This window comes from Curtobacterium guangdongense (assembly GCF_049341845.1).
GTDB lineage: Bacteria > Actinomycetota > Actinomycetes > Actinomycetales > Microbacteriaceae > Curtobacterium > Curtobacterium guangdongense.
In genome coordinates this window covers 260537-285670 of the sequence record NZ_JBMPIT010000001.1, presented here as the reverse complement: position 1 = coordinate 285670, position 25134 = coordinate 260537, and the positions used below count along the sequence as shown (strand labels likewise).

Genomic DNA, 25134 nt, shown 5'->3' with positions numbered 1-25134 from the left:
CGTGCTACTCGGCGTCTTCGTCCTCTTCGGGGTTGAAGTGCGACTCCTCGTCGGTGATGCCGGCGGCGACACCCTCGGGGTGGTTCGGGATCGTGCTGTCCTTGCCGAGGCCGTCCGTCTTCTCGGTGCCGTCCGGGTCCGGGGTGCTGGTGTCCGTCATGAGGTGCTCCTTCGCGTCACGGGACGCTCACGGTACCCGCGCTGCCTCAGCGCGTCGTCGGAGCGGTGCGCGTCGTGGCGTCCGTCACGGGCAGTGCCTCGGTCGTGGCCTCGGCGGCCGGTGTCGTCCCCGGGCGGATGATCTCCGGACGACGACGCGTGCGGAACACCCACGCCTTGAACAGCACGAAGCGGACCAGGGTCGCGAGCAGGTTCGCCCCCGTCAGCACCGCGATCTCCGCGCCGTGCGACGACCCGGGCGCCGCGGCGTGCAGCACGACGAGGGACCCCGACGTGATCGCCCATGCGATGCCGAACACGACGAGCCCCTGCACGTGGTGGCGTCCGGCGCCGGACCGACCGCGCACGCCGAACGTGAACCGGCGGTTCAGGGCGGTGTTCCCGATCGCGGTGACGAGGAGCGCGAGGAAGTCGGCGGTCTGCGCACCGATCGCCGGGCGGAACAGCGCGTAGAGCACCGCGAACGCGATCGTCGACGCGACGCCGATCGCACCGAATCGGAGCACCTGGCCCACGATGCCCACGTGCGGCGTCGTGAACGGCTGGCGGCCGATCGCCTCGTACACGGGTGCGACGGGGATCCGCCCGGTCGCCAGCCCGCGTGACACCCGCCACATGCCCCTGAGGTCCTCGGTCGCGGTCGACGCGATGTCCACGGACGAGTTCACGTCGTCCACCCAGTCGACCGGGACCTCGTGGACGCGCAGCCCTGCGTGTTCGGCGATCACGAGCATCTCCGTGTCGAAGAACCACGCGTCGTCCTCGCACAGGGGCAGGACGTGCTCCGCCGCCTGCCGGGTGATCGCCTTGAAGCCGCACTGGGCGTCGGAGAACGAGACGCCCATCGTGGTCCGGAGCAGCAGGTTGTACGAGCGCGAGATGAACTCGCGTTTGCCGCCCCGCACCACCCGCGACGAACCGGCCAGCCGGGTGCCGATCGCCAGGTCCGAGTGCCCGGACAGGAGCGGTGCGACGAGCGGCTCCAGCGCGGCCAGGTCGGTGGAGAGGTCTTCGTCGAGGTAGACGAGCACCCGGGCGTCGGACGCGCCCCACACCGCCTTGAGCGCCCGACCGCGGCCCTTCTCGGGCAGGTGCACGGCGTGGACCCCGTCGAGCATCGCGGCGAGGTCGTCGGCGATGCGGGCGGTGTCGTCGGTCGAGGCGTTGTCCGCGATCGTGATCCGCCACGTGGAGGCCAGCGACGTCCGGCAGAACGTGTGCAGGCGCCGGACGTGGGCGGCGAGCGTGTCCTGCTCGTTGTAGCAGGGGACGACGATGTCGATGTCGAGGGTGGGGTTCGTCTCCGTCATACCGCTGATGCTCGGCAGCGGCCCTACGGGAAGCGGAGCACGCTCCTGTGCCGACGGTAAGAACCCGTGTCAGTCCGAGGGGGCCGCACCCAGCTCGAGTCGGCTGTCTGCAATTGCCCAGACCTCAGCGGAGTGCGTGGCGATGACGACAGCAGCTCCGTCCTCGGCGAACGCTCCGAGGACGTCGAGGACGACGCGCGCATTGGTGGCGTCCAGTGCGCTCGTCGGCTCGTCCGCCAAGATCAGTCGCGGTCGTTTCACGATGAGACGTGCCAGCGCGACTCGCTGCTGTTCGCCACCGCTCAGCTCGAACGCTCGATGGCCCGCCCGACCCTCGAGACCGACCCGCGCCAGCGCGGCCTCGGTGGATGTCTGGCGCTCGCGTCGCTTCCGACCGGACCGAGCGATCAGGACGTTCTCCGCGACGGTCATGTCCGGCACGAGTCCGAAGTCCTGGAACAGGAAACCCAACACGTCGCGCCGCACGAGCCGAGCATGTCGCGGTGATCGTCCCGCCTCGACACCGTCGATGTGGATGGTCCCGGCGTCGAGGTGGTCGATCAACCCCATGCAGTCCAGCAGGGTCGACTTCCCGGAGCCGCTCGGACCGGTCACGGCGAGGATTTCCCCGTCGGAGACGTCGACCGACAACCCGTCCCAGAGCTGCTTGCGTCCGTGTCGTTTGCTGGCTCCCCGGAGTCGGAGCATCACGTTTCCCTTCCTCGGGTCTTCACAGCGCGGCGGCCCGTCCATGAGAGGAATGCGACGTCGATCGCGGCGATCGCGATGACGATGCCACCCGCCAGCAGGCCCGCGGCTCCAGCGCTCCTCGCGACCGGGTCGAGCGCGGAGACCTGACCGCTGCCGTCCGGACGTCGGTCCCACCAGCCGTCGACGACGACGGCTGCCGCCGCGGTGAGCAGGATCGTCTCGACGAGCACGAGCGATGCGTTCGTCCGGACGAAGGAGCTCCCTGCTGTGAAGCGGGCGAACAGCGCGCGCCCGTGCCGTCTGCGATGCGCGATCATCCCGAACGCGCTCAGCATCACGGTCACTGCCCCCGCTCCGATCAGTGCCGCTGTGTCGATCCTGACCGCGGTCGCCGCATGCTGTGCACGTTCCGCTGCGTCCTGACCAACCGCCACGACAGCGCTGAACTCGTGACCGACGTCGGACGATCGGATTGCACGCTCGGCGACGGCGTTCGATGTGAAGACGACGTCTCCGGTCGACAGCCATGAACCCAGCTGGTCGTCCGAGAACACCGTCGCGGGGTCCGGGACGACGATGACGACGGCGTCACGCAGCCACGTCGCGGTCGAAGCATCACCGGGATGTGTGTAGACCTCGGACTCCGCAAGCGTGCCTCCGCCGATCGCCGACCGCTCGCTGGGAGGAGCGTTCCTGAGCTCCCACTTGCCGAGGCTGCGGACGAGGGGTGCGCGCTCGATGGCTGATCCGTGCGGGAGCCACACGCTGATCCGGCCCGGGTCAGCGGTGATGAGCGAGCCGTCGGCTGCGTGGAGCCGGTGGAGCTGCAGGTAGGTGCCGTCGACGATCAGCGCCGGGGATGTGCCGCGACCGCGTCCGGTGCCGATCTCCGTGGCGGCGGTGAGCAACGCATCGCCGTCGTCGAGCGACCGACCCGTGAACGCACCGATCCGGTCCCAGTACTCCTGCGACTGGCTGTCCGGTCTCGGATCCGGTGTCACCCAGAGCTGCACGGTGCGCCCGGCTGCGCGGAGGTCACGCGCTGCGGCGCCGCTGTTCGCGACCGCGATGCTCCCGACCATCGTGAACGTCGCAGCGATCAGGAGCGCGATCGCGGGTGCGCGCGCGAGTTGTACGGCGATGACGAGTGCGCCCGAAGGCCGTGTCCCACGCATCGCGGCGGGGATGGGTGTGCGGCACGACAGGACCGTTCCGAGAGCGTGCAGGACGATCACGGGGATCGTGAGGGCGGTGCAGAACGCCGCGACCGCCACGGCGAACACGACGATCGATGCGAAGCCGTTGTACAACCAGAGGGCGAGCGCCACGAACGGCGTGACCGCTGCGAGCACGGCCATCGCGACCCGGAGCTCCTTGAGCTCTGTCAGGACCACGGAGGCGGTGCTCCGGCCGGTCAACCGATGGACGGCGGAGCGTCGCGGGCTCCCGACCGTACCGAGCATGCAGAGTGCGCCACATCCCATCATCAGCGCGGCGATGAGTCCCCAGCTGCCGTCGAGGCCGCTCGAGATGCCGAATCGCGCGGCGATCGGGATCGACTCGGCAGTCACGACGAACCCGGCTTTCTCGAGCGCGTGCACGAGCGCTCGGCGGGACGCATCGGCGCCCAACACCTGGTACGAGCCGGCGGTGTCGTAGTGGACCAGATCGGCCATCGGCTCGACACGAGTCGTCATCGTGCGAGCGAAGTCGCGATACCCACGATCGAGCCACGCCGCTCCCGAAGTCGATGGCGCGCCGGTGACGAGCGCGACACGTCTGGTGTTCGGCTCGCGAGGGTCCGCGACGACGCGAGCGATCGTTGCGCCCTGGTCGCTCGCCACGGCCTCCAGCGACTCGGCAACTCGCACGTTCGACGCGGCGCCGGACTGGGCGACCGCGGTGACCACGGACGAGACGCCGAGAAGACCGCTCTCGCTCGCCTGGACGAGTCCGAGGAAGCCGAGCAGGAACGCGAGCAGTGGCGGAACCGCGTACGCGACTCGAGTGGATCGAAACGACACGTGTACCTTCCCGATGACGTCGCGAGGGTGCACCCGGTGCACCCTCGCGACTGACGATCAGCAGTTGTGGTAGTACGCCTTGTTGCCGCTGCTCGCCTTCGGTGTGAGAGCCTTCGAGTACACCCCGCCCCGCACCCCGGTGACGCGCTTCGTCTTCTTCCCGACCGCGGTCGAACCGTGACAGCTGGACTCCCGGAAGTAGTTCGAGTACGTGTCGTCCCGACCGACTCCCCACTCCCAGTAGCTCCCGTCGGCGACCCGCGTCTGGATGCCGCCGACGGTGCTCGAGGACCCGTGCTGGGTGCCGGTGATCTCGACCCCGCCCGCTTGACTTCCCGTACCGAGTACTTCGGTCGGCGCGGCAGACGCGATCGCAGCCGGAGCGATGACGAGTCCTGCGGCCAGGCTGATCCCGATGACCAGCTTCTTCTTGGTGTTCATGCTTCTCCTCTGCCCCATAGTGGATTGGGCAGAGCAAGCCTGGTGAAGTATCAGCGTTAAGTCAAATATGCTGCAATTGCAGTAGCACGGTGAACGCCGTCCGACCCGGCTCCGACACCACCCGCACCGTGCCACCGTGCGCGTCCACGACCCCGCGCACGATCGCCAACCCGAGTCCGCTCGTCCCGTGCTCCCGCGAGCGAGACGCCTCACCACGGGTGAACCGGTCGAACAGCGTCGGCAGCACGTCGGCCGGGATCGGCGGCCCGTCGTTCGCGACGACGAAGCGCACTCCGGCGCCGGAGCCGGGCTCCGTCCCGGCCACCCGCTGCAACGACACCACCACGGCGGTCCCCGCGGGTGTGTGCGTCCGCGCGTTCGCCAGCAGGTTCGTCACCACGCGGCGCAGCTGGACCTCGTCCCCGGACACGACGATCGGCTCGTCGTCGACCTGCAGCGTCCAGCGGTGCGACGGCGCGGTTGCTCGAGCGTCCATCGTCGCCTCGACGACCACGGACGTGAGGTCCACGGGCTCGGCGGCACGGACGACCGTGCCGGACGACGCCGCGTCGAGCCGGGCGAGCAGCAGCAGTTCGTCGACCAGCGACCCCATGCGGACGGCTTCGCGTCCGATCCGGTCGACGTTCTCGTGGAGTGCGTCCACGTCCGACGACGACGAGGACAGCTCGGCGTACGCCCGCACGGTCGCGATCGGCGTGCGGAGCTCGTGCGACGCGTCGGCGATGAAGGTGCGCATGCCGGCCTCGGCATCGCGTCGGACCGTGAGCGCGCGGGCCACGTGCCCGAGGAGACGGTTGAGCGCCGACCCGACGGCGCCGACCTCACGGTTCTGCGCGAGGTCCACGTCGGCGACCCGCACGGGGATGTCGGTGTCGCCCCGCTCCAGGTCGAGCCCGGTGACGCTCGATGCGACCTCGGCCACGCGTTCGAGCGGACGCAGGGAGCGGCGGACGAGCATCGCGCCGGCCCACACGGCGACGAGGAGCCCGACGAGTGTGACGCTGCCGATCACGATGACGAGCCGGACCACGGACGCACGCAGGTCGTCGAGGGGCAGCGCGGTGACGTAGACGTCTCCGGACGACCCGATCGCCTGTGCGCGGTAGGTGCCGAGTGACCCGAGCGACACGGTCACCTGGGCGCCGTCGGCGTCGACGGACGACAGCGTGGACTCCTGCGCCGACGTCAGTCCGTGCTGCTGGCCGCTGCTGTCGGTGTAGCCGGCGAGCACGGAGGAGCCGTCGCGGTAGATCGCCACGACCGTCCCTGCGGCCTGTCCCGGAGCGCCGATGAACGCGTTCCCCGGGTCCGGCCGGTCACCGGAGCCCGCACCCGGCGGCGGCGACGGGGACCCACCGGGCCCGAGCGTCCGGTTCGCCGCCGTGGAGAGCTCCGCGTCGAGCCGCCCCACGAGGTACCCCCGGTAGGCGACCACGGTCACGACCCCGACGACGAGGTTCGTCGCCACGAGCAGCAACGCCACGGCACCCACGATCCGCCACCGCAGCGACGGCACCCGCCGAGCACGAGCACCCGCACGAGCACGAGCACCCGCACGAGCACGAGCAACCGGGACCCCACCCGCACGACGACGAGCGCTCACGGCCGCAACACGTACCCGGCGCCGCGCACGGTCTGCACGAGCGGCGGGCGCCCGACGTCGAGCTTCTTCCGCAGGTACGACACGTACATGTCCACCAGGTTGGACGACGACCCGAAGTCCATGCCCCACACGTTCGTCAGGATGTTCTCCCGTGACAGCACCCGGTTCGCGTTCCGCGCCAGGTACCGCAGCAGCTCGAACTCGGTCGGGGTGAGCTCGATCGCGTCCCCGCCGCGCGAGACGGTGCGCGCGTCCTCGTCGAGCACCATGTCCCCGACGGTGATCCCGACCGGCGCAGCGGCGACCCGCGCCGACGTCCGCGCCAGGATCCGTGCCCGCACCAGCAGCTCCGCCACCCCGAACGGCTTGGTGAGGTAGTCGTCACCGCCCCGGGTGAGCCCGGCGAGCCGGTCCTCGGACGAGTCCCTGGCGGTGAGGAACAGCACCCGGACGTCGTCCCGCGCGTCCCGGAGCCGGTCGAGGACCTGGAACCCGTCGATGTCCGGCAGCATCACGTCGAGCACGATCACGTCCGGTTGGAAGTCCCGCGCGGCGAAGAGCACGTCGCGTCCGCGGTGCACCGTGCGCACGGACCAGCCGTCCGCCTCGAACGCGAGGCGGACGGCATCGGCGAGCGCGTGCTCGTCGTCCACGACGAGGGCCCGGACGGGGCTCCCGTCGGTACGCTGCAGCGGTCGGTCGGCCATCGAGGCCGAGCCTACTTCCCGCTCGTCAGGTCGTAGACGGTCTGCCCGCCGACGGTGGTGGATTCGTAGTTCGCTGCGACCCACTCCTGGATGGCGCTGGCGGTGGACGATCCGCCGCCCATGCCGCCGCCGTTGCCCGAGGAGATGTAGTACGCGATCTTCCCGTCGGCGACGTCCGCCTTGAACTCGGCGAGCGTCGGTGTCGGGTCGCTGGACCAGCCGCCGATCGCCATCACCGCGGTGTCGGTGTCGAGCTCCAGCTGCGCGGCGGACTGTGATCCGTTCACCGCGGCGGCCCACTTCGTGTCCGTCGCCTCGAGCAGCTTCTGCAGCGCCGACGACGTCGATGCGCCCTCGCCTCCGCCACCGGTCGCGCCGCCACCGGACGGGAGGCTCGTCCCCGACTCCGATCCGCTGGTCCCGTCGCCGGGTGCCTCGCCCGTTGCCCCGCCCGGCATCTCGCCGGAGGTCCCGTCCGGCATCTCCGGCGGCGTACCGCCGGGACCCGCCTGCGTTCCGGAGTCCGCGCTGTCGGAACCGTCCGTCTCGGAACCGGAGGTGGTCCCGCCTGGTCCACCCGTGCCTCCCGGCATGCCCCCGCCGCCCATCCCGCCACTGGACGATCCCGACGGACCGACGCTCGGGATCGAGCCGGAGTGCGCCACCGTGGTGGTGGCCAGCGCGTAGGCGGTGGTACCGGTGAGCCCGAAGAGCGTCCCGGCGAGGACGCCGACGGCCACCAGCTTGCGGAGCGAGGGGACGCTGCCGATGACGATCGCGACGGCGGACAGCAGCCCGCCGGCGAGCATCACCCAGCGGAGCCACGGCAACCAGGTGGGGTTCTCGTTCAGCAGGCACCAGCCCCAGAACGCCGTGATGCCGATCATGCCCGCGAGGCCCAGGCGTCCGGTCATCCGGTTCCTGGCGTTCCAGAGCAGCGCGCCGCCGGTACCGACGAGGCCCGCGATCGCCGGGGTGAGCGCGACCGTGTAGTACGGGTGGATCGTGCCGGACATGAACGAGAACACGAGCCCGGTGACGATGAGCCATCCGCCCCAGAGGACGAGTCCGGCACGGACGGGATCGCCGATCGTCCGGCGTCCGACGACGACCAGGCCGAGCACGAGGGCGATGAGCGCCGCGGGGAGCAGCCAGGAGATCTCGAGGCCCATCTCCGAGGAGAACAGCCGGTCGAGGCCGGTCGACCCGCCGAACGACGAGCCAGCGGTCCCGCCGGTCATCCCGCCGCCACCACCGCCGTTGCCCGAGCCGCCGAAGATGCGGCCGAGCCCGTTGTACCCGAACACCAGGTCGAGCACGGTGTTGTTCGTGGAGCCACCGATGTAGGGGCGGGAGTCGGCGGGCCACAGCCACACCGCGACGACCCACCAGCCGGCGGCGACGACCAAGGACCCGGCCGCGATGAGCAGGCCCACGATGCGCTTCGGCCACGTGGTGCGTGCCGCGATCAGGTACACGAGCCCGAACGCCGGCAGGACGAGGAGACCCTGCAGCATCTTCGTCAGGAAGGCGAACCCGAGGGCGACACCGGCGAGCGCGATCCACCTCCAGCTGCCCGTCGGGAGTGCCCGCACCGTGCAGTACGCCCCGGCGGTCATGAGCAGCACGAGGAGCGCGTCCGGGTTGTCGAACCGGAACATCAGTGCCGCGGCCGGGGTCGCCGCGACGGCGAACCCGGCGAGCAGCGCGCCGACGTTCGCGGTCGTCGATCCCAGTCGCGTCAGGGTCCGTCGGACCGTGCCCCACACCAGCGCGACGGACCCGACGGCCATCAGGGCCTGGGGGAGCAGCAGGCTGAAGGACGAGAAGCCGAAGAGCCTCGCGGAGAGGACCATCACCCACAGCGACGCGGGTGGCTTGTCCACGGTGATGAAGTTCGACGAGTCGAGCGAGCCGAAGAAGAAGGCCTCCCACGACTTCGTGCCGGCCTGCACGGCTGCGGCGTAGAACGAGTTCGCGTACCCGGATTCGCTGAGGTTCCAGAGGTACACGACGGCGGTCACGACGAGGAGCGCCCAGAAGGCCGGCCGGAGCCAGCGGGCGTCCTCGCGCTCGCCGAGGAAGAGGCGGGCAGCGGCTCTCCGACGTGTCTGCGCACCCGAGTGCGCACGGTCGCGTCGATCGGTCACGGGGATCGGGTACGTGGTCATGTCCATGAGCATCCGGGGCGTTCCCCGAACAGCCCCATGCGTGACCTGTGCGCCGGGTAAGTGTGCTGGGGCTGGTCTCGCCCGTCAGGCGTAACGCGAAGCGGCCCGGAGCGTGGCGGACTTGTACGACCCGCCGAACAAGAACACGTGCAGGAGCAGCGGGGCGAGCTGGTGGAGCTCGACGCGCTCCTGCCACCCCGATGCCAGACGCGACTCGGCGTCGTAGCCCGCCAGCACCGTCTCGAGCCGGGGCAGCCCGAACAGCCCGAGGAGCGCCAGGTCCGTCTCCGCGTGCCCGCCGTGCGGGTTCGCGTCGATGAGCACGGCTCCCGTCGGCTCGGAGTCGTCCGTCGGCCAGAGCACGTTCCCCGCCCAGAGGTCCCCGTGCAGTCGCGCGGGCCGGTCACCGACGAGCGCTGGCTGGGTCGACGAGAAGTCCCCGTCCTGGACGCGTTGCGCGACCCGTTCGAGCAGTGCCGCTTCGCCCGGGTCGAACCCGCCCCGGTCGACGATCCGCCGGACGAAGTCGCGGATGCGGTACTCCGCGAAGAACTCGCCCCACGTGGCCGGGGCATCGGCGGCGGCGACGAACGGGGTGCCGGACCGACCCATCCGCAGCGGTACGCCGGACGGGAACCCCGGCGCCGGCGCTCCCCAGTGCGGTGCGCCGGACGCGTGCGTGTGCGCGAGTGATCGCCCGAATCGTTCGGCCTGCGCTCGGGAAGGTGAGCCGTCGGAGATCAGCTCCAGGTCGAGCACAGTCGGGCTCGGTCGGTCGAGGACCCGGGCAATGCGGGTACCGCCGGAGTCCTCTGCGGCGGCGAGCCACTCGAGCCCCGCGGCCTCTGCGGCTGCCTCGTTCGGATCGGTGAAGGTCTTCACGTGCGTCTCGGCCATCGATCCATCCTTCCAGCGCCGACCGGAGGACGACTCAGACCACGTCGCTCAGACCGCGTCGACGAGCGCCTTCGCCAGCGGGTGCCACGGCCGCGACGACGGACCGCTCAACACCAGCGTCCGCTCGAGCCTCGGCGTCGTCGGCACCATCACGAGGTCGTCCGGCAGCATCACCCTCCCGAGCGTCGGGACGACGGACACCCCCTCGCCGCGCTGGATCATCCCGAACATCGTGCTCATCTCCCGCACCCGGTGGGCGTAGCGGAACGGCTGCCCGGCGATCTCGTGCATGCGCTGGATCTGGTGCTCGCACCCGCCGCCGCCGGCGACCAGACCGTCCTCGTGCAGGTCATCGAGCGTCAGGGCCGCCACGTCGGCGAGGGGGTGGTCGCGTCGGATCACCGCGGCCATCTCGTCGCGCGCGACGACGACCGCGCCGTCGGGCACGGACATCGGGTCGACGAGCACGGCGGCGTCGACCGTGCCCGCCTCGAGCCACTCCGGCATCTCGTCATCATCACCCTCGTAGACCTGGACGTCGACGTCCGGCAGGGTCACCGCCCACAGCTCTCGGAGCCGCGGCAGCAGGCCCTGGCACACGGTGGGGACGGCGGCGAGTCGCACGGTGCCGCGCGCCGTACCGGGCCGGACCACTGCCTCCAGGGCGTCGACGGAGGCGAGCACGCTGCGGGCGTGACCGATCAGCCGTTCCCCGAGTGGCGTCGGGGCGGCCGCACCGCCGCGGCGGAGGACGGGCCCGCCGACCTCGCGCTCCAGCCCGGCGACGGCGTGCGAGACGGCGGACTGGCCGATCCCGAGGGTCGCAGCGGCGAGGGTGAACGATCCGCGGTCGACCGTGGCGACGAGTGCGCGGAGCTGGGCGAGCGTGATGTTCATGTGCTTCCTTCATGCCGCCATGAATCGGATGCGTTTGCTTCATGTCGGCGGCTGGCTCGACACTAGCGGCATGAACGGCATCCTGTTCGTGCTCGTCGCACTCACCTGGGGATCGAGCTTCCTCTTCATGAAGATCGGGCTCGAAGGGCTCTCCCCGCAGCAGGTCGCGCTCGGACGAGTGCTCCTCGGTGCCGTGACCCTCGTCGTGATCCTGCTCGCCACCCGTCGTCGCTGGCCGCGCTCGCCGCGGCTCTGGGGCCACCTGCTCGTCGTCGCGGTGTTCCTCAACGCGATCCCGTCGTCGCTGGTGGCGTGGGCGGAGCAGACGGTGCCGAGCGGCCTCGCGAGCATCTACAACGCGACGACGCCGATCATGGTGTTGCTCGCGATGCCGCTGCTGCTGCCGGCGGAGCGTCTGCGCGGCAAGCAGCTCGTCGGCGTGCTGCTCGGGATCGTCGGCGTGCTCGTCCTGGTCGGGCCGTGGGACCTCATCGGCGACCCGGCGGTCCTCGCGACGGTGCCTGCACAGATCGCCCTGCTCGGGATGACCGCCTGCTACGGGTTCGGACTGTCCTACATGCGCCGGTTCGTCGCGGGGAGCGGCCACGACGCGATCACCCTCACGACCGTGCAGCTCACGTTGGGTGCGGGGCTGATGCTGCTGGTCGCGCCGTTCACGGCGCTCTCGCCGGTGCAGCTGGACTGGAGGATCGTGGCCGCGATGGTCGCGCTGGGCTGCGTCGGCACGGGGCTGGCCTACATGTGGAACACCGGGCTCGTGCAGGCATGGGGCGCCGCCAGGGCCTCCACGGTCACCTACCTGACGCCCGTGGTCGGGGTGGTGCTCGGCGTCCTCGTGCTGGGGGAGCGGGTCCGGTGGAACGAGCCCGTCGGTGGCGTCGTCATCCTGCTCGGCATCGCGCTGGCGTCCGGGGTCGTGCGGTGGCGGCGGCCGGTCCGGACACCGCAGCACGCATAGGCTGCAGGGGTGAGCGCGCGGACCGAACTCGCGGGGGTCGCCCGGCAGGAGGTCGCCGCGGCGCCCGCGGACGGCAGCTCCTCGTTCCGACGTGCAGCGGTCCTCATCCTGTTCGGGGTCCTCGACCGGGTGCCGAGCGACAGCACAGCGCGGGACGCCGCCGTCTCGCGCGACCTCGACGTGCTGCTGCTCGCCAGGGCCACGACGCTCCGCGCGCATCCGGGGCAGGTGGCGTTCCCCGGTGGACGCGTCGACCCCGGTGACCGTGACGCCGTGGCCGCTGCCCTCAGGGAAGCGCGAGAGGAAACCGGGCTCGACCCGTCCGGCGTCGAGGTCCTCGGCACCCTGCCCGCGCAGCCGCTCGACTTCTCACGGCACCTCGTCACCCCGGTCCTCGGATGGTGGCGTGACCCGACTCCGGTCCGGGTCGTCGACGCCCGGGAGTCGGCCGCGGTGTTCCGGGTCCCGGTCGCGGACCTGCTCGACCCGGCACACCGCGGCGTCACGGTGATCCGCCGGGACGGACGCGAGTGGCGTGGGCCGGCCTTCAGCGTCGACACCGCCTCGGGAACGCACGTGGTGTGGGGGTTCACCGCGATGCTGCTCGACGGGCTGTTCGACCGGCTCGGCTGGACGGAGCCGTGGGACGGGGAACGGGTCGTCGCGCTCCCGCCCACCTAGGCTGACGGCATGACCTCCACGGCGCGGTTGCTCCTGGCCTCGTCGCACCCCGGCCCGACGCTCACCGTCACGGTGCTCGCGGCGGTCATCGCGAGCGCCGTCGGCCACCCGGCGCGGCTCGTCGTCCTCGTCGCCGCGGCCGTCGTCGCCGGGCAGCTGTCGATCGGCCTGGCCAACGACTGGATCGACGCCGACCGGGACCGCAGCGTCGGGCGGTCGGACAAGCCCGTCGCGCAGGGGTTGATCGCCGTGTCGACCGTCCGGACCGCGGCGTTCGTCACCGCCGGGATCGCCGTGCTGCTCTCGCTGTTCCTCGGCCCGGTCGCGGCGGTCGCGCACCTCGTGCTCGTCGGTGCCGGATGGGCCTACGACGCCGGTCTGAAGCGGTCGGTCTGGTCGGTCGCGCCCTTCGTCGTCGCGTTCGGGCTGCTCCCCGTCGTGGCGGTCGCGGCAGGTCCCGCTGCACAGCTCCCGGCACCGTGGGCGATCGCCACGGGGGCGGTGTTCGGCATCGCGATCCACTGCACGAACGTGTTGCCCGACCTGGTCGACGACGCGGCGACGGGGGTCAGAGGATTCCCGCACCGCCTCGGGCTGCACGCCGCCGGGGTGCTCGCCTTCGCGTCGCTGGTCGTGGCCGCGGGGCTGGTGCTCGTCGGGCAGCTCGGCGGCGACGATCCCGTGCGCGGTGTCGGGGTCGTGCTCGCGCTCGTCGGCACGCTCGTCGTGGTCGTCCTCGCCGTGCTCGGGATCCGGCTCGTCCTCACCGGCCCACCCACCAGGACGCTCTTCCGACTGGTGATCGTCTCGTCACTGGTGCTCGTCGTGGAGCTCGGGTTCGCGGGCGCGCGACTCGTCGCCTGACGCGGTCAGGACCACCGCATCGCGTAGACGCGGGCGAGCAGGTGCGATGACGGGAGGCCGAGGGCCGTCCGCAGCAGGACTTCGCGTGCCAGCGCCGTCGGCCCCGTCGCCGGCCGTCCGAGGGCCATGTTCGCCTCCGCCTGGCGCGCGGCACGCCGTGCGACCGCCTGGCGGCGGGCGGCGTACTCCGGCCAGGGTCCGGCTGTGCCGGTCCGGACCGCCTCCGTCAGCAGGGGAGCGAGTGCGGCGGCGTCGAGCCACCCGAGGTTCATGCCCTGGCCGCCGATGGGGCTGATCTCGTGCGCGGCGTCCCCGATCAGGAGCGCCCGTCCCACGCCGATCCGCGCCGCCTCGGTGCGGCGCACCCGGAACGCGCCGAGCATCGAGCAGGTGTCGGCGGCCACGTCGGCGCCCGTCCGCTCCCGGACCGCACGGACGAGCGTCGCGGCACGGGCTTCGATGGTGCTGGCTTCGACGGTGCTGGCCTCGTCGGTGCTGGCCTCGTCGGTGGTGGTCGCACCACGCCCGGCGAGCACGACGTACCGGCGACGCGCCCCCGGCAGCGGGAACGACTCGACGACGCCGTCGGGGCCGACGTCGACGAGCGCGGAGCTCCTCGCCGAGGCCGGCTCCGGATCGGCGAAGTCGCCCATCACGTACTGCTCGGGGTACTCACGACCGGTCGTCCCGATCCCCAAGAGACCGCGGATCGTGCTCCTGGCGCCGTCCGCCCCGACGACGAACGCGGCTCGGAGCCCGATCGGGCCGTCCTCCCCGGTGCCGATCACGTCGACGTGGTCGGCGTGCCGCGTCAGTTCGGTCAGCCGCGTGCCGGTGCGGAGCGCGTCCGGAGCCGCGGCGGCGAGTCTCGCTCGGAGGATCGCCTCGGTGCGGTGCTGGTCGAGGGTGGCGACGTACGGGTGCGTGGCCGAGGCGTGTGCGAACGACAGGGTGCCGAGGGTCCGCCCGCGACTCCGGGCGACACCGGTCCGGACCAGGCAGGCCTCGTCGAGCACCGGCCGCGCGGCGCCGATCCTGTCGAGTGCGTCGAGCGACGGCGGGTGGATGCCGATCGCCCGTGAGCCCGACGGCGCCGAGGACCGTGCCTCCCACACCTGCACGTCGACACCCGCGTGCGCCAGGAGTGCGCCGAGGAAGAGTCCGACCGGCCCGCCGCCGGCCACCAGGACTCCGGTTCGCGGGGCGGTCACGGGCCGAGCCTACGGAGCGGCGCGTGTCCGGGGGCTCAGCCGCCCGTCTGTGCAGCGGAACGCTCCGCTGCCAACAGGCGCCGAGCCTCCCGGAAGCGGCGGCGGAGCCGCTCGACCGGCACCTCGACGGCGTAGGCCGCACCGACGGCGACCAGGATCGCGCCGGCCATCAGCCAGATCCAGTCGAAGGCCCCGAAGGCGCTCGCCGCGACGGTCCCGAGCAGGGCGATCACGAGCGGGTGCCAGAGGTACGCGGAGTACGAGACGCGCCGACCGAACCAGGCCACCGGGGTCCACGACAGCGCGACCGACAGGGGGCTCTTGACCGACACGAGGCCGCCGATCAGGACGGCGGACACGACGCCGGTCGCCGGCAGGAGCAGGCCGAACGTCCACGCGTGCTGCGTCCAGTCGTCGTCGATCCAGTCCTGCACGCCGACGAGCAGCGCGATCCCGACCCAGGTTCCGAGGTGCCCGGCGGGCCCTCGAACCCGTGCACGGACCCGCTCGTCGTCGAGCAGGAGCGCCAGCAGGCACCCGGTCGCCAGCGGGACGAGCCCGAGCACGGGGGAGAAGTAGACGTCCGGCGTCGAGCCGCCGCTCGGGGTCCGGTAGCTCAGCCACGATGCCGTCGCTCCGCCCGCGATCACGCCACCGAGCCCGACCATCAGGAGACGACGGCGTGCACGGAGGGCGAAGAGCGCGACCAGCACCACCGGCCACACCAGGTAGAACTGCTCCTCCATCGACAGGCTCCAGGTGTGCGCGAACACGCCCTGCGTCGTGTTCCAGAACGCCCGGAAGAGGTTGCCCGTGTACGACAGGGCGATCACGGCGGCCTCACCGGCGGAGAACGACGCGCCCTTGTAGTCGCCGACCCACGACCAGAGTGCGAGGCCCGCGGCGACGAGTACCAGGAGCGCCGGGTAGAGCCGCAGCATCCGCTTCAGCCAGAACGTGCCGAGCCGGACGCGCCCGGTGCGGCGGTGCTCGCCGAGGAGCAGCGTCGTGATGAGGAAGCCGGAGAGCACGAAGAAGACGGTGACGCCGATGAAGCCGCCCTCGAAGCCGGGGACGTGCAGGTGGTAGAGCATCACGGCCAGGATCGCGACCGTGCGGAGGCCGTCGAGTGCGGTGGCGCGGTGGGTGAGTGGGCCGTGGGTGTCCGGTGTCCGGCGGCCGTCGGGACGCGCGGCTGCGGTGGTGGTGCTCCGCTCGAGCGTGGTCGTCGACACATCGCCTCCTCGACAGGATCGGGTTCGCTGACCCGTGTCAGGATGCCCCGCTCGGCCAAGAACGACCTCAGAGTGCGGTAGCGGTCACCATGCTCGTCAGGGCGTCGAGTCGCTCCCGGGCGATGTCGGCGAACGGACGGACCTCGTCGCCGGCGATCCACTGCTGGAACGACAGGTGGAACACCGTCACACCGGTCTCCGCGGCGAGCGTCGCGGCAGGCTCGCCGATCCCGCGGTCGCGCAGGACCTCGCTCAGCCGGACCTTGAGCGTCGCCAGCTTGGCGAGCTCGCGTTCGCCCAGCGACGGTTCGGAGTCGATGATCGTCTGCCGGATCCGCGAGAACGGACGGCGCTCTTCGGGGAAGAACTGGCCGGCCGAGTCGAGCGACCGGGCGATCAGGGCGAACGGCGGCGCATCGGCAGGGGCGTCGGCGATCGGGTCGATGAACATCGCGAGGAAGTCGTCCTGCCCGGCGAAGATCACCTCGCGCTTGTCCGCGAAGTGCCGGAAGAACGTGCGCTCGGTGACGTCGGCGGCCGCGGCGATCTCCGCGACCGTGGTCCGGTCGTACCCCTGCTCCTGGAACAGACGGAGTGCGGTCGCCTGCAGCCGTTCACGCGTTCCGGGTTGCCATCGAGCCATGGTTGCGAGTCTACTGATGACAGCGCATGACATCGAGGTGTACGGTTTCTGATGTCAGTCAATGACATCACTGTTCTGGAAGGACACACCATGCGCGTATTCGTCACCGGAGCCTCCGGTTGGATCGGCTCCGCCACCGTCGACGAGCTCGTCGCCGCCGGCCACCAGGTCGTCGGTCTCGCCCGGTCCGACGCCTCCGTCGCCCGCGTCGAGGCGGCCGGCGCCACCGCACTCCGCGGCGACCTCGACGACCTCGACGCCATCCGCCGCGGCGCCTCCGAGTCGGAGGGCGTCGTCCACCTCGCCAACAAGCACGACTGGGCGAACCCGGTCGCGACGAACGCGGCCGAGCGCGCCGTCGTCGAGACCATCGGCACGGCGCTCGCCGGCAGCGACCGGCCGTTCATCGTGGCGTCCGGCGTCGCGGGGCTCGCGTCCGACCGCCCGGCGACCGAGGCGGACCCGAACCCGTTCGTCGGCCCGGACTCGATGCGCGGCGGGAGCGAGAACCGCGGCTTCGACTTCGTCGGCCAGGGAGTCCGCACCGTCGCCGCCCGCTTCGCGCCCACCGTGCACGGCATCGGCGACCACGGGTTCATCGCGGCGATCGTCGCGGCCGCGAAGCAGCAGGGTGTCTCGGGTTACATCGGCGACGGGACGAACAACTGGTCGGCCGTGCACCGCTCCGACGCGGCCCGACTCGTGCGTCTCGGGCTCGAGAGCGCCCCGGCCGGCACCAGACTGCATGCCGTCGCGGAGCCCGTCGTCTCCACGCGCTCGATCGCCGAGGCCATCGGCGAGGGACTCGGGCTACCGGTGACCTCGATCGACCCGGCGGACGCGGAGTCGCACTTCGGGTTCATCGGGCGGTTCTTCGGGCTCGAGATGTCCGCCACGTCGACCGAGACGCAGGAGCGCTTCGGCTGGACCCCGACGGGCCCGACCCTCGCCGAGGACATCGCCGCGGGCGCGTACTTCGACGTGCGGGTCTCGTAGCGCGTCCGTGGGACGACGAAGTCGCTGTCGGACGACAGCGACTTCGTCGTTCCGAGTCGGAACCCGCCGGACGCCGGACTCCGGACGCCCGACCCCGCTCCCGCGCTACTCGGCCTTCTGCATCTGCCAGGGCTCCGGCTCGCGGTCGCCGTTCGGGCGCACCGGGCGGACGTCGCCGACGATGGGGATCGCCCGCTTCCGCATGAACCACAGGTACCGGACGAAGAAGTGCGACAGCGTCGAAAGACGGTTGCCGTTGCCGAGCAGCGACGCGATGTGCACGACGACCCACGCGGCCCAGGCCACCGGCCCGACCATCGTGATCCCGCCGCGGAGTTGGGCGACTGCGGCGTTCGTGCCGATCGTCGCCATGGTGCCCTTGTCGAAGTACTTAAAGTGCTCGGTCGGCTTGCCCTCGAGCGAGCGGACGATCTGCCGGGCGATGTGCTTCCCGCCCTGCAGTGCCGGCTGGGCGAGCTGCGCGAGGGCGTCGTCCTGCGCGGCGATGTCACCCGCCGCCCAGATCCCGTCGACGCCCTGCACGCTGAGGTCGTCGTTCACCTTGATCCGCCCGCCGTGCGTCTGCGGCATGTTCCAGTTCGACACTTCCTTGTGCGCGGCGACCCCGGTGGCCCAGATGACCTGCGACGCGGGGATGAACTCGCCGTCGGCGGTCTTCACCCCGTCGGGCAGGACCTCGGCGACGCCGGTGTTCAGGCGGAGGATGACCCCGCGCTTCCGCAGCACCTTCGCCGCGTACCGACGGAGCCGCGGTGCGAACGGCTTCAGCAGCTCACCGCTCCGGTGCACGAGGGTGATCGTGATGTTGCCCGGCAGGATCTCCGGGTAGGCACCCTCGAGTGCCTGGTCGCGGAGCTCGGCGAGGGCACCGGCCATCTCGACGCCGGTCGCGCCGCCACCGACGATGACGATCTTGATCTCGTCTGGGCCCTGGTTCGCCGCTGCTTCCTCGAGCCGGGTGAAGAGCTCGTCGCGGATGCGGAGCGCCTGCGAGCGGGAGTACATCGAGTACGCGTACTCGTACGCACCCGGGGTGCCGAAGTAGCTCGTGTTGACGCCGTTCGCGAGGATGAGCTGGTCGTAGTGCAGGTGCTCGCCGTCGGACATCTCGGCGACCTTGCCGACCGGGTCGATGCCGGTGAGGAGCCCGTGCCGGAACTCGGCGTTGTCCTGCTTCGCACGGAGGCTCCGCAGGAAGTACGTCACGTCCCCGGCGTTGAGCCCACCCGTCGCCACCTGGTACATGAGCGGCTGGAACATGTTGTAGACGTGTCGGTCGACGAGCGTCACCCGGACCGGAGCGTCCGCGAGCTCGCGCATGGCGGCGACGCCGGCGAATCCACCGCCGACGATGACGACGTGCGGGCGGGTGTCCTGCGGCATGTGAGCTCCGGGGGTGATGCGGTCAACGGCACCGTCAACGGTACGCCGCTTCTGGCCGCTCCCGGTTCACGGACGGGAGGCTCGGATCGCCGCCGTCAGACCGCCAGCGGCGCGTAGGTGCTCACCACGTTGCCCTTGCTCGTCACGGTGCTGTCGACCAGACGCAGGCGCGTGGCCGGGTCGGTCGGCTCGAAGAGCTTCCGCCCGCGTCCGGCGATCGCCGGGTGCACCATGAGCTGCAGCTCGTCGAGGAGCCCAGCGAACAACAGGCTCCGGACGAGCGTGACGCTGCCGCACACCGCGATGTGGTCGCCGTCGCGCTGCTTGAGGTCCCGCACGAACTCGTGCACGTCGCCGTGGATGCGCGTCGAGTGCTGCCACGCCAGGTCGTCGCCGAGCGTGGTCGACGCGACGTACTTCTCGATCGGGTTGATCCACTGTCCGAAGGGGTCCTCCGGGTGCGCCGGCCACCACTCGGACCACTCGGTGTAGCTGTTCCGCCCGAGCAGGACCGTGTCGGTGCGGGCCATGAACGACCCCATCCCGGCGCCGAGCTCGTCGTCGAAGCTGTCGTACTGGAACTCGTAGGGGTCCTGCACGACGCCGTCGACCGACGTGAACAGCCCTGCCGTGACCTTCCGCATGCTCGGAGGGTAGTCCTCAGCTGCCCTGCCCGGGGAACTGGTTCGTCCCGCCCTCGGTTCCGCCGTTGCTCCCGCCGGGGAACTCGTTCGAGCCCTGCCCGGGGACCTGCGTGGTCGACGACCGCGACTGGTGCTCGCCGATCGCGTGGCCGATCGCGAAACCAGCACCCCCGCCGACCAGGAGCGCCGCCACACCGATCACGATCGCGAGCACCGGCCAGAACCACGGCGGGCGCGGCCTGCCGGAGCGCTGTCCGGTCGGTGCAGCAGCCCCGTACCAGGCTGTCGGGCCGACGGGAGCCGGTCCCTGGCCGTACCAGCCGTTCGGTTCCGCTCGGTACGGCTGGTGGGGGTCGACCGTCGAGGTCGGCGCCGGTGCCGCGCTCCAGTCGGTGGCCCGGTCAGCCGGAGCGTTCTCGTTCTTCTCGTCCATGGCGGCAGTCCACGCCCGTCGGCTATGGGAGTCCGATGACCGCGCTGCCGAGCGCCTGCGAAACGAGACGTGCGTACTGTCGGTCGGGTGACGGACGAGGCGAGTGCAGGTGGAGGCGAGCCGCCGCTGACGGGTCGGCCCGTGCCTCCCGGCCCCGGACTGGCGCAGCGCGCGTGGTGGGCCGTCCTCGACTGGATCTACGCGGCCAGGTGGCAGATCAGCAGCCTCGGCCCGACCACTGCGGACGACTACCGGGACGGCGACCAGAGCCCCGTCGTCGTGATCCCCGGTGTGTACGAGACCTGGCACTTCATGCGCCCGCTCATGGACGCCCTGCACGATCGGGGACACCCCGTGCACGTCGTCGCGGTGCTGCGGCACAACGTGCGGCCGGTGCCGGTCTCGGCAGCGGACGTGATGGCGTACCTCGTGGAGCACGACCTCCGGGACGTCGTGGTCGTCGCCCACAGCAAGGGCGGGCTGATCGGCAAGTACGCGATGACCGAGCTCGACGACGGCGGCCGCATCGACCGCATGGTCGCGGTGTCGACGCCGTTCGCGGGGTCGGTGCTGGCGGACCTCGCCCCGGTGCCGCACCTCCGGGTCTTCCGGGCGACGGACCCGGTCATCGCGGGCCTGGCGCAGCAGCTCGGGACGAACGTGCGGATCACGTCGGTCTACGGCGTGTTCGACACGCTCATCCCGGGTGGCAGCGAACTGACGGGAGCCCGCAACGTCCGCGTGCCCGTCGGCGGGCACTTCCGGATCCTCGGCGATCCGCACACCCGCGACGTGGTGCTCGACGCCGTCGCGGACTGACCCCGCTGCGCGACCGGTCCCGCCGGTGTCAGGCTCCGGGCAGGAACAGGCAGAACGGGTGACCGTCCGGGTCGAGCATCACCCGGACGTCGTCCTGCGGCTGGTACTCGGCCTGGGTCGCACCGAGTGTCTCGGCACGTTCGACCGCCGCGGGCAGGTCCTCCACCTGGAAGTCGAGGTGCAGCTGCATCCCGGGGGCGTCCTTCGTGCCCGGCCAGATCGGCGGGACCCACTCGGGCTCGAACTGCACGGACAACCCCGGGCCGTCCTCGGGGCGGATGCGTGCCCAGGTGGGATCGTCTTCGTACACGGTCCAGCCCGTCAGCGCCCCGTAGAACCGGGCGAGCACGAGCGGCTCGGGGGACTGCAGGACGGTTGCGGCGAGGGTCGGCATCGACGCGTCGGCGGTGGTCATGGCGCGGAGCGTACGCTCTGGCGCTCGACGATGCGGTGCGGGATCACCACCGTGGCGGGTGGGGCGTCGCGGTCGGCGATGCGTGCGGTGAGCAGGTCGAGCGCGGCGTCGGCGAAGGCCCTGCGGTCGAAGGACACCGTCGTCAGGGCGGGGATCGCGTAGGCGGCGCCGTCGATGTCGTCGAACCCGATCACGCTGACCTGGTCCGGCACGCGGACGCCCCGGGCTGCCAGGACGTGCAGCACGCCGAACGCGATCGAGTCCGTGAACGCGAAGACCGCGTCGGGCAGCGGGTGCTCGTCGAGCCACGCGGCGAACGCGGTGGCGGCGTCCGAGGTCGACCACGACGGCAGCGGGACCCGCAGCGACGGATCCGGCGTGACCCCCGCGGCGGTCAGGGCCGCTTCGTACCCGCTCACGCGCAGCTCGCTCGTGGCGGTGATCCTGGTGTGGTCGGCGGTGGGCTCGGGGGCGCCGACCGCGGCGATCCGGCGGTGGCCGTGGTCGAGCAGGTACCGCGTGACCTCGGTCGCGGCCGCGACGCTGTCCACGTGCACCTGGTCGACGTGCTCCGGCTCGACCTCGCCGATGACGACCGTCGGCGGGAGCCCGGCGGTCGACGCGAGGACACTGGCGCTCAGCGTCACGGGGTTCAGGATCAGGCCGTCGACGAGGTGCGCCCTGGCGCGGGACACGAGTTCGCGCTCACGTTCCGGGTCGTTCGCGGTCTGGTCGAGCTGCACGACCCAGTCGCGGTCGCGAGCGAGTTCGACGAACCACCGGGCGAGCTCGGCGGAGTACGCGCTGCTCATCTCGGGCAGCGTCAACGCGATGGCGCCCGAGCGGCCGTTGCGCAGGCCCCTGGCGGAGAGGTTCGGCACGTAGTCGAGCTGCGCGAGGGCCTGCTCCACCCGCTCCCGGGTCTCCGGGCGGACGACGACACCGCCGTTGATGACGTTGGAGACGGTCTTCGGCGAGACCCCGGCGAGGGCCGCGACGTCCCGCACGGTCGCACGCATGGTGCAACCGTAGCGCCAGCCGGTGTCGATCCCGGTTCAGGGACGGACGTACCGGTGCACGTGGGTGACGTACGGGACCGCGATCGTCGCGCTTCCGGCCGTCGTCGGGTCGGTGTCGAGTAGGTCGGCCACGTCCCGGAGCAGGGCGTCACGCTCGGCCGCGGGGAGCACGATCACGTAGCTCCGCGAGGCCACCATGTCGAGGAAGTCCGACCGGGACTGCTCGTGCACCCAGGTGAACGCCCGGTACTCGCCGTCGTGGAACGGCGCGCCGACGATCGGTCGGTCGTACGCCGTCACGCGGGACTCCGGGCGCCTGATGATGTTCCCGAGCTGCTCCGACCAGGGTTCCGATTCGTCGCGCACGTTCCAGATCAGCCCCAGGACCCCGCCGGGGCGCAGCACGCGGGCGACCTCGGCCGCGCCGGCGACGGGGTCCACCCAGTGCCACGACTGCGCGAACGTCACGAGGTCGGCGCCGCCGTCCGGGAGCGGGATCGACTCACCCGTGCCCTCGAGCGCCTCGACGCCCGGGACCACGGCCGACAGGCGTTCCCGCATCGCCGCGTCGGGTTCCACCGCCGTGACCGAGGCAGCACGGGACAGCAGCGTCGCGGTGAACTTCCCGGTGCCGGCTCCCACGTCGACTGCTCGGGCGACCCGGTCCGGCGCGAGCCACTCCGCGACCGACGCCGGGTACCCGGGCCGACCGCGCTCGTAGGCGTCGGCGGCGGCTCCGAACGCGTGCGCGTGCTGCTCGAAGGTCATGCGCTCAGCCTGCCACTCCCGTGCGGGTGAGCGATCACTGGACCGTTACAACGATGGAAACGTTTGGCAACGAGTTGCCGCAACGTTGCCGCGACCGACAGGGTCACCTCAGGAATCCAACGGAGGAGGCCAGGAGTGACGAAGCTCGACGACCGCGTGCAACCCGCGGCAGGGACCCGCAGGACGGCGCCGAACCCGGCACCCGTCCTGCGGCGACGGAACACGTGGGAGCGCATCAAGCGGGACAAGGTGCTGCTCCTGATGGGGCTGCCAGGTGTCGCGCTGCTGCTCGGCTTCCACTACCTGCCCCTGCTCGGCAACCTCATCGCCTTCCAGGAGTACCTGCCGTTCGTCCCGCTCGGACGGAGCCCCTGGGTCGGGTTCGAGAACTTCGCGGTGATCTTCAACGGCGACCCGGAGTTCCTCGGGGCGCTGCGGAACACGCTCGTCATCACCCTCGTGCAGGTCGTGTTCGTGTTCCCGGCGCCGATCGTCCTCGCGCTGATGCTGAACTCGTTGCTCTCGGAGCGCATCAAGAAGGTCGTGCAGTCGGTCCTCTACCTGCCGCACTTCCTGTCCTGGGTGATCGTCGTCGCGGTGTTCCAGCAGATCCTCGGCGGCTCCGGCCTCGTGAACAACGCCATCCGAGCCGCCGGCGGCGACGCGATCGACTTCCTCGGCAACCCGAACGGGTTCATCGCCCTGCTGACCAGCCAGGTGATCTGGAAGGACACCGGCTGGGCCACGATCCTGTTCCTCGCGGTGCTCTCGCAGATCGACTCGAGCCTGTACGAGGCCGCGAAGATGGACGGTGCGAGCCGGATGCGGCAGCTCTGGCACGTCACCCTCCCCGGCATGCGGGGGATCATCATCCTGCTGCTCATCCTGCGGCTCGGGGACTCCCTCACCGTCGGGTTCGAGCAGATCCTCCTCCAGCAGGCAGCCGTCGGACGGGCCGCCAGCGAGGTCCTCGACACCTACGTCTACAACAACGGCGTGCTCGGCGGGCAGTGGGGTGTCGCCGCTGCCGTCGGACTCGTCAAGGGCGTCGTCGGCGTGCTGCTCGTGCTCGGCGCCAACAAGCTCGCCCACGTCTTCGGTGAGTCGGGCGTCTACCAGAAGGAGTCCCGATGAGTGTCACGCGCAGCGTCACCGTCCCCGGGTCGCGGAACACCAAGCGGAAGCGACTCGACGCCCCGCCGCTGCCCGGCCGCATGCTGACCGGCTTCGTGCTGTTCGTCATCTGCCTCGTCGTACTGCTGCCGTTCCTCGGCATCGTCTCGACGTCCGTCGCCCCGACCAGCCAGGTGAACGACGCCGGCGGGTTCGTGATGTGGCCGAAGGGGCTCGACTTCGGCGCGTACGAGAGCATCTTCGCGGGCGGCGTCGTCACCCGGGCGCTGCTCGTCAGCGTCGGGATCACTGTCGTCGGCACGCTGATCAGCCTGTTCGTGAGTGCGATGCTCGCGTACGCCCTCAGCCGACCCGGCTCGTACGGCCACGGTGTCGTGCTCGGCCTGGTGCTCGTCAGCCTGCTGTTCGCCCCCGGGCTCATCCCGAACTACCTCGTCGTGAAGCAGTTCGGCCTGCTCGACTCGTACTGGGCGCTCATCCTGCCGACGGCCCTCAGCGCGTTCAACGTCATCGTGATGCGGTCGTTCTTCATGAACATCCCGAAGGAGCTCATCGAGAGCGCCAGGATCGACGGCGCCGGGGACTTCGGGGTCTTCCTGCGCATCGTGCTCCCGCTGTCGAAGGCCGTCCTCGCGGTGATCGGCCTGTTCTACGCGGTCGGCTACTGGAACGCCTTCTTCAACGCGCTGCTCTACATCAACGACACCGCGAAGTGGCCCCTGCAGCTCGTGCTCCGCACCTACGTGATCAACAACGCGCAGCTCGGCGGCGCCGACCTCGGTACGAGCTCCGACGCCCTGCCTCCGCAGGCGTCCATCCAGATGGCGATCCTCGTCGTGTCGATCGTCCCCATCCTCATCGTCTACCCGTTCCTGCAGCGGCACTTCGCCAAGGGTGTCCTGACCGGCGCGGTGAAGGGCTGACCAG

At 71.1% G+C, this 25134-nt stretch carries 26 protein-coding genes; 7 read left to right on the top strand and 19 right to left on the bottom strand.

Annotated features, from left to right (window positions below; all coding sequences use genetic code 11):
• Window positions 1-4 precede the first annotated feature (4 nt).
• The 10 genes from ACO0E1_RS01365 to ACO0E1_RS01320 all read right to left on the bottom strand — a co-directional run bounded on the left by ACO0E1_RS01365 (window position 5) and on the right by ACO0E1_RS01320 (window position 10962).
• Window positions 5-160, bottom strand: a complete 156-nt coding sequence (locus ACO0E1_RS01365) for a hypothetical protein (protein ID WP_422872524.1) — start codon at window positions 158-160, stop codon at window positions 5-7.
• Between the two features lie 46 nt (window positions 161-206).
• A complete protein-coding gene (locus ACO0E1_RS01360) occupies window positions 207-1490 on the bottom strand; it encodes a bifunctional glycosyltransferase family 2/GtrA family protein (protein ID WP_422872523.1) in 1284 nt (427 codons plus the stop codon).
• A gap of 69 nt (window positions 1491-1559) precedes the next feature.
• Window positions 1560-2198 (bottom strand): ABC transporter ATP-binding protein, encoded by a 639-nt coding sequence (locus tag ACO0E1_RS01355; protein ID WP_422872724.1) that lies wholly within the window; start codon window positions 2196-2198, stop codon window positions 1560-1562.
• A complete protein-coding gene (locus ACO0E1_RS01350) occupies window positions 2198-4225 on the bottom strand; it encodes a hypothetical protein (RefSeq protein ID WP_422872522.1) in 2028 nt (675 codons plus the stop codon). The genes ACO0E1_RS01355 and ACO0E1_RS01350 overlap by 1 nt, the downstream gene beginning before the upstream one ends.
• Before the next feature lie 57 nt (window positions 4226-4282).
• The gene (locus tag ACO0E1_RS01345) at window positions 4283-4666 is read right to left on the bottom strand and encodes a lactococcin 972 family bacteriocin (protein ID WP_422872521.1); all 384 of its coding nucleotides are present in this window, start codon (window positions 4664-4666) and stop codon (window positions 4283-4285) included.
• Between the two features lie 61 nt (window positions 4667-4727).
• Complete coding sequence (locus tag ACO0E1_RS01340; RefSeq protein ID WP_422872520.1) at window positions 4728-6170, bottom strand: sensor histidine kinase; 1443 nt, start codon at window positions 6168-6170, stop codon at window positions 4728-4730.
• Window positions 6171-6286: 116 nt separating this feature from the next.
• The gene (locus ACO0E1_RS01335; protein WP_422872519.1) at window positions 6287-6997 is read right to left on the bottom strand and encodes a response regulator transcription factor; all 711 of its coding nucleotides are present in this window, start codon (window positions 6995-6997) and stop codon (window positions 6287-6289) included.
• 11 nt (window positions 6998-7008) lie between these two features.
• On the bottom strand, window positions 7009-9168 hold the full coding sequence (locus ACO0E1_RS01330) for an ArnT family glycosyltransferase (protein ID WP_422872518.1): 2160 nt from the start codon (window positions 9166-9168) through the stop codon (window positions 7009-7011).
• 84 nt (window positions 9169-9252) lie between these two features.
• The gene (locus ACO0E1_RS01325) at window positions 9253-10065 is read right to left on the bottom strand and encodes a fructosamine kinase family protein (RefSeq protein ID WP_422872517.1); all 813 of its coding nucleotides are present in this window, start codon (window positions 10063-10065) and stop codon (window positions 9253-9255) included.
• Window positions 10066-10113: 48 nt separating this feature from the next.
• Entirely contained in the window at window positions 10114-10962 is an 849-nt protein-coding gene (locus ACO0E1_RS01320; RefSeq protein WP_422872516.1) for a LysR family transcriptional regulator, read from the bottom strand.
• Window positions 10963-11032: 70 nt separating this feature from the next.
• Here ACO0E1_RS01320 and ACO0E1_RS01315 point away from each other — a divergent pair, with 70 nt between their 5' ends.
• The 3 genes from ACO0E1_RS01315 to ACO0E1_RS01305 are packed head-to-tail and all read left to right on the top strand — an operon-like array spanning window position 11033 to window position 13486.
• Window positions 11033-11941 (top strand): DMT family transporter, encoded by a 909-nt coding sequence (locus ACO0E1_RS01315; protein ID WP_422872515.1) that lies wholly within the window; start codon window positions 11033-11035, stop codon window positions 11939-11941.
• Between the two features lie 9 nt (window positions 11942-11950).
• Window positions 11951-12622 carry an NUDIX hydrolase gene (locus tag ACO0E1_RS01310; RefSeq protein WP_422872514.1) on the top strand — a complete coding sequence of 224 codons (672 nt, stop codon included), beginning with the start codon at window positions 11951-11953 and terminating at the stop codon, window positions 12620-12622.
• 9 nt (window positions 12623-12631) lie between these two features.
• Window positions 12632-13486: a UbiA family prenyltransferase gene (locus ACO0E1_RS01305; protein ID WP_422872513.1), complete on the top strand. Its 855-nt coding sequence runs from the start codon at window positions 12632-12634 to the stop codon at window positions 13484-13486.
• A gap of 5 nt (window positions 13487-13491) precedes the next feature.
• Here the strand turns inward: ACO0E1_RS01305 and ACO0E1_RS01300 are convergent, their stop codons facing one another.
• The 3 genes from ACO0E1_RS01300 to ACO0E1_RS01290 form a co-directional block, all read right to left on the bottom strand.
• Window positions 13492-14697, bottom strand: coding sequence for an FAD-dependent oxidoreductase (locus tag ACO0E1_RS01300; RefSeq protein ID WP_422872512.1), 1206 nt, complete (start codon window positions 14695-14697; stop codon window positions 13492-13494).
• A gap of 35 nt (window positions 14698-14732) precedes the next feature.
• Window positions 14733-15932, bottom strand: a complete 1200-nt coding sequence (locus ACO0E1_RS01295; RefSeq protein ID WP_422872511.1) for an acyltransferase family protein — start codon at window positions 15930-15932, stop codon at window positions 14733-14735.
• A gap of 67 nt (window positions 15933-15999) precedes the next feature.
• Window positions 16000-16575, bottom strand: coding sequence for a TetR/AcrR family transcriptional regulator (locus tag ACO0E1_RS01290; protein WP_422872510.1), 576 nt, complete (start codon window positions 16573-16575; stop codon window positions 16000-16002).
• A 90-nt stretch (window positions 16576-16665) separates the two neighbouring features.
• On the opposite strand from ACO0E1_RS01290, the gene ACO0E1_RS01285 reads away from it, so the two are divergent.
• Window positions 16666-17571 (top strand): SDR family oxidoreductase, encoded by a 906-nt coding sequence (locus tag ACO0E1_RS01285; RefSeq protein WP_422872509.1) that lies wholly within the window; start codon window positions 16666-16668, stop codon window positions 17569-17571.
• A gap of 105 nt (window positions 17572-17676) precedes the next feature.
• On the opposite strand, the gene ACO0E1_RS01280 is transcribed toward ACO0E1_RS01285, so the two are convergent.
• From ACO0E1_RS01280 to ACO0E1_RS01270, 3 genes are all read right to left on the bottom strand, one after another.
• Entirely contained in the window at window positions 17677-18975 is a 1299-nt protein-coding gene (locus tag ACO0E1_RS01280) for an NAD(P)/FAD-dependent oxidoreductase (RefSeq protein ID WP_422872508.1), read from the bottom strand.
• Between the two features lie 95 nt (window positions 18976-19070).
• A complete protein-coding gene (locus tag ACO0E1_RS01275) occupies window positions 19071-19619 on the bottom strand; it encodes a dihydrofolate reductase family protein (RefSeq protein ID WP_422872507.1) in 549 nt (182 codons plus the stop codon).
• Between the two features lie 16 nt (window positions 19620-19635).
• Entirely contained in the window at window positions 19636-20052 is a 417-nt protein-coding gene (locus ACO0E1_RS01270) for a hypothetical protein (protein ID WP_422872506.1), read from the bottom strand.
• A gap of 87 nt (window positions 20053-20139) precedes the next feature.
• Between ACO0E1_RS01270 and ACO0E1_RS01265 the strand changes: the two genes are divergently transcribed.
• Complete coding sequence (locus tag ACO0E1_RS01265) at window positions 20140-20871, top strand: esterase/lipase family protein (RefSeq protein WP_422872505.1); 732 nt, start codon at window positions 20140-20142, stop codon at window positions 20869-20871.
• A 28-nt stretch (window positions 20872-20899) separates the two neighbouring features.
• Here the strand turns inward: ACO0E1_RS01265 and ACO0E1_RS01260 are convergent, their stop codons facing one another.
• Genes ACO0E1_RS01260 through ACO0E1_RS01250 form a run of 3 tightly spaced genes read right to left on the bottom strand, consistent with a single transcriptional unit; the run spans window position 20900 to window position 23073 of the window.
• A complete protein-coding gene (locus ACO0E1_RS01260; RefSeq protein ID WP_422872504.1) occupies window positions 20900-21286 on the bottom strand; it encodes a VOC family protein in 387 nt (128 codons plus the stop codon).
• Window positions 21283-22305 carry a LacI family DNA-binding transcriptional regulator gene (locus ACO0E1_RS01255; protein ID WP_422872503.1) on the bottom strand — a complete coding sequence of 341 codons (1023 nt, stop codon included), beginning with the start codon at window positions 22303-22305 and terminating at the stop codon, window positions 21283-21285. Before ACO0E1_RS01255 ends, ACO0E1_RS01260 begins: the two co-directional genes overlap by 4 nt.
• A gap of 36 nt (window positions 22306-22341) precedes the next feature.
• Entirely contained in the window at window positions 22342-23073 is a 732-nt protein-coding gene (locus ACO0E1_RS01250) for a class I SAM-dependent methyltransferase (RefSeq protein WP_422872502.1), read from the bottom strand.
• Between the two features lie 135 nt (window positions 23074-23208).
• On the opposite strand from ACO0E1_RS01250, the gene ACO0E1_RS01245 reads away from it, so the two are divergent.
• Window positions 23209-24207, top strand: a complete 999-nt coding sequence (locus ACO0E1_RS01245; RefSeq protein ID WP_422872501.1) for an ABC transporter permease — start codon at window positions 23209-23211, stop codon at window positions 24205-24207.
• 80 nt (window positions 24208-24287) lie between these two features.
• The gene (locus ACO0E1_RS01240) at window positions 24288-25130 is read left to right on the top strand and encodes a carbohydrate ABC transporter permease (protein WP_422872723.1); all 843 of its coding nucleotides are present in this window, start codon (window positions 24288-24290) and stop codon (window positions 25128-25130) included.
• The last annotated feature ends 4 nt before the right edge of the window (window positions 25131-25134 follow it).

Coding starts and splice junctions, on each gene's coding strand:
- ACO0E1_RS01275 (WP_422872507.1), bottom strand. CDS start 19,619: ATGCGGAAGGTCACGGCAGGGCTGTTCACGTCGGTCGACGGCGTCGTG.
- ACO0E1_RS01315 (WP_422872515.1), top strand. CDS start 11,033: ATGAACGGCATCCTGTTCGTGCTCGTCGCACTCACCTGGGGATCGAGC.
- ACO0E1_RS01325 (WP_422872517.1), bottom strand. CDS start 10,065: ATGGCCGAGACGCACGTGAAGACCTTCACCGATCCGAACGAGGCAGCC.
- ACO0E1_RS01345 (WP_422872521.1), bottom strand. CDS start 4,666: ATGAACACCAAGAAGAAGCTGGTCATCGGGATCAGCCTGGCCGCAGGA.
- ACO0E1_RS01270 (WP_422872506.1), bottom strand. CDS start 20,052: ATGGACGAGAAGAACGAGAACGCTCCGGCTGACCGGGCCACCGACTGG.
- ACO0E1_RS01360 (WP_422872523.1), bottom strand. CDS start 1,490: ATGACGGAGACGAACCCCACCCTCGACATCGACATCGTCGTCCCCTGC.
- ACO0E1_RS01355 (WP_422872724.1), bottom strand. CDS start 2,198: ATGCTCCGACTCCGGGGAGCCAGCAAACGACACGGACGCAAGCAGCTC.
- ACO0E1_RS01365 (WP_422872524.1), bottom strand. CDS start 160: ATGACGGACACCAGCACCCCGGACCCGGACGGCACCGAGAAGACGGAC.
- ACO0E1_RS01285 (WP_422872509.1), top strand. CDS start 16,666: ATGCGCGTATTCGTCACCGGAGCCTCCGGTTGGATCGGCTCCGCCACC.
- ACO0E1_RS01290 (WP_422872510.1), bottom strand. CDS start 16,575: ATGGCTCGATGGCAACCCGGAACGCGTGAACGGCTGCAGGCGACCGCA.
- ACO0E1_RS01260 (WP_422872504.1), bottom strand. CDS start 21,286: ATGACCACCGCCGACGCGTCGATGCCGACCCTCGCCGCAACCGTCCTG.
- ACO0E1_RS01240 (WP_422872723.1), top strand. CDS start 24,288: ATGCTGACCGGCTTCGTGCTGTTCGTCATCTGCCTCGTCGTACTGCTG.
- ACO0E1_RS01320 (WP_422872516.1), bottom strand. CDS start 10,962: ATGAACATCACGCTCGCCCAGCTCCGCGCACTCGTCGCCACGGTCGAC.
- ACO0E1_RS01255 (WP_422872503.1), bottom strand. CDS start 22,305: ATGCGTGCGACCGTGCGGGACGTCGCGGCCCTCGCCGGGGTCTCGCCG.
- ACO0E1_RS01330 (WP_422872518.1), bottom strand. CDS start 9,168: ATGACCACGTACCCGATCCCCGTGACCGATCGACGCGACCGTGCGCAC.
- ACO0E1_RS01305 (WP_422872513.1), top strand. CDS start 12,632: ATGACCTCCACGGCGCGGTTGCTCCTGGCCTCGTCGCACCCCGGCCCG.
- ACO0E1_RS01280 (WP_422872508.1), bottom strand. CDS start 18,975: ATGCCGCAGGACACCCGCCCGCACGTCGTCATCGTCGGCGGTGGATTC.
- ACO0E1_RS01250 (WP_422872502.1), bottom strand. CDS start 23,073: ATGACCTTCGAGCAGCACGCGCACGCGTTCGGAGCCGCCGCCGACGCC.
- ACO0E1_RS01335 (WP_422872519.1), bottom strand. CDS start 6,997: ATGGCCGACCGACCGCTGCAGCGTACCGACGGGAGCCCCGTCCGGGCC.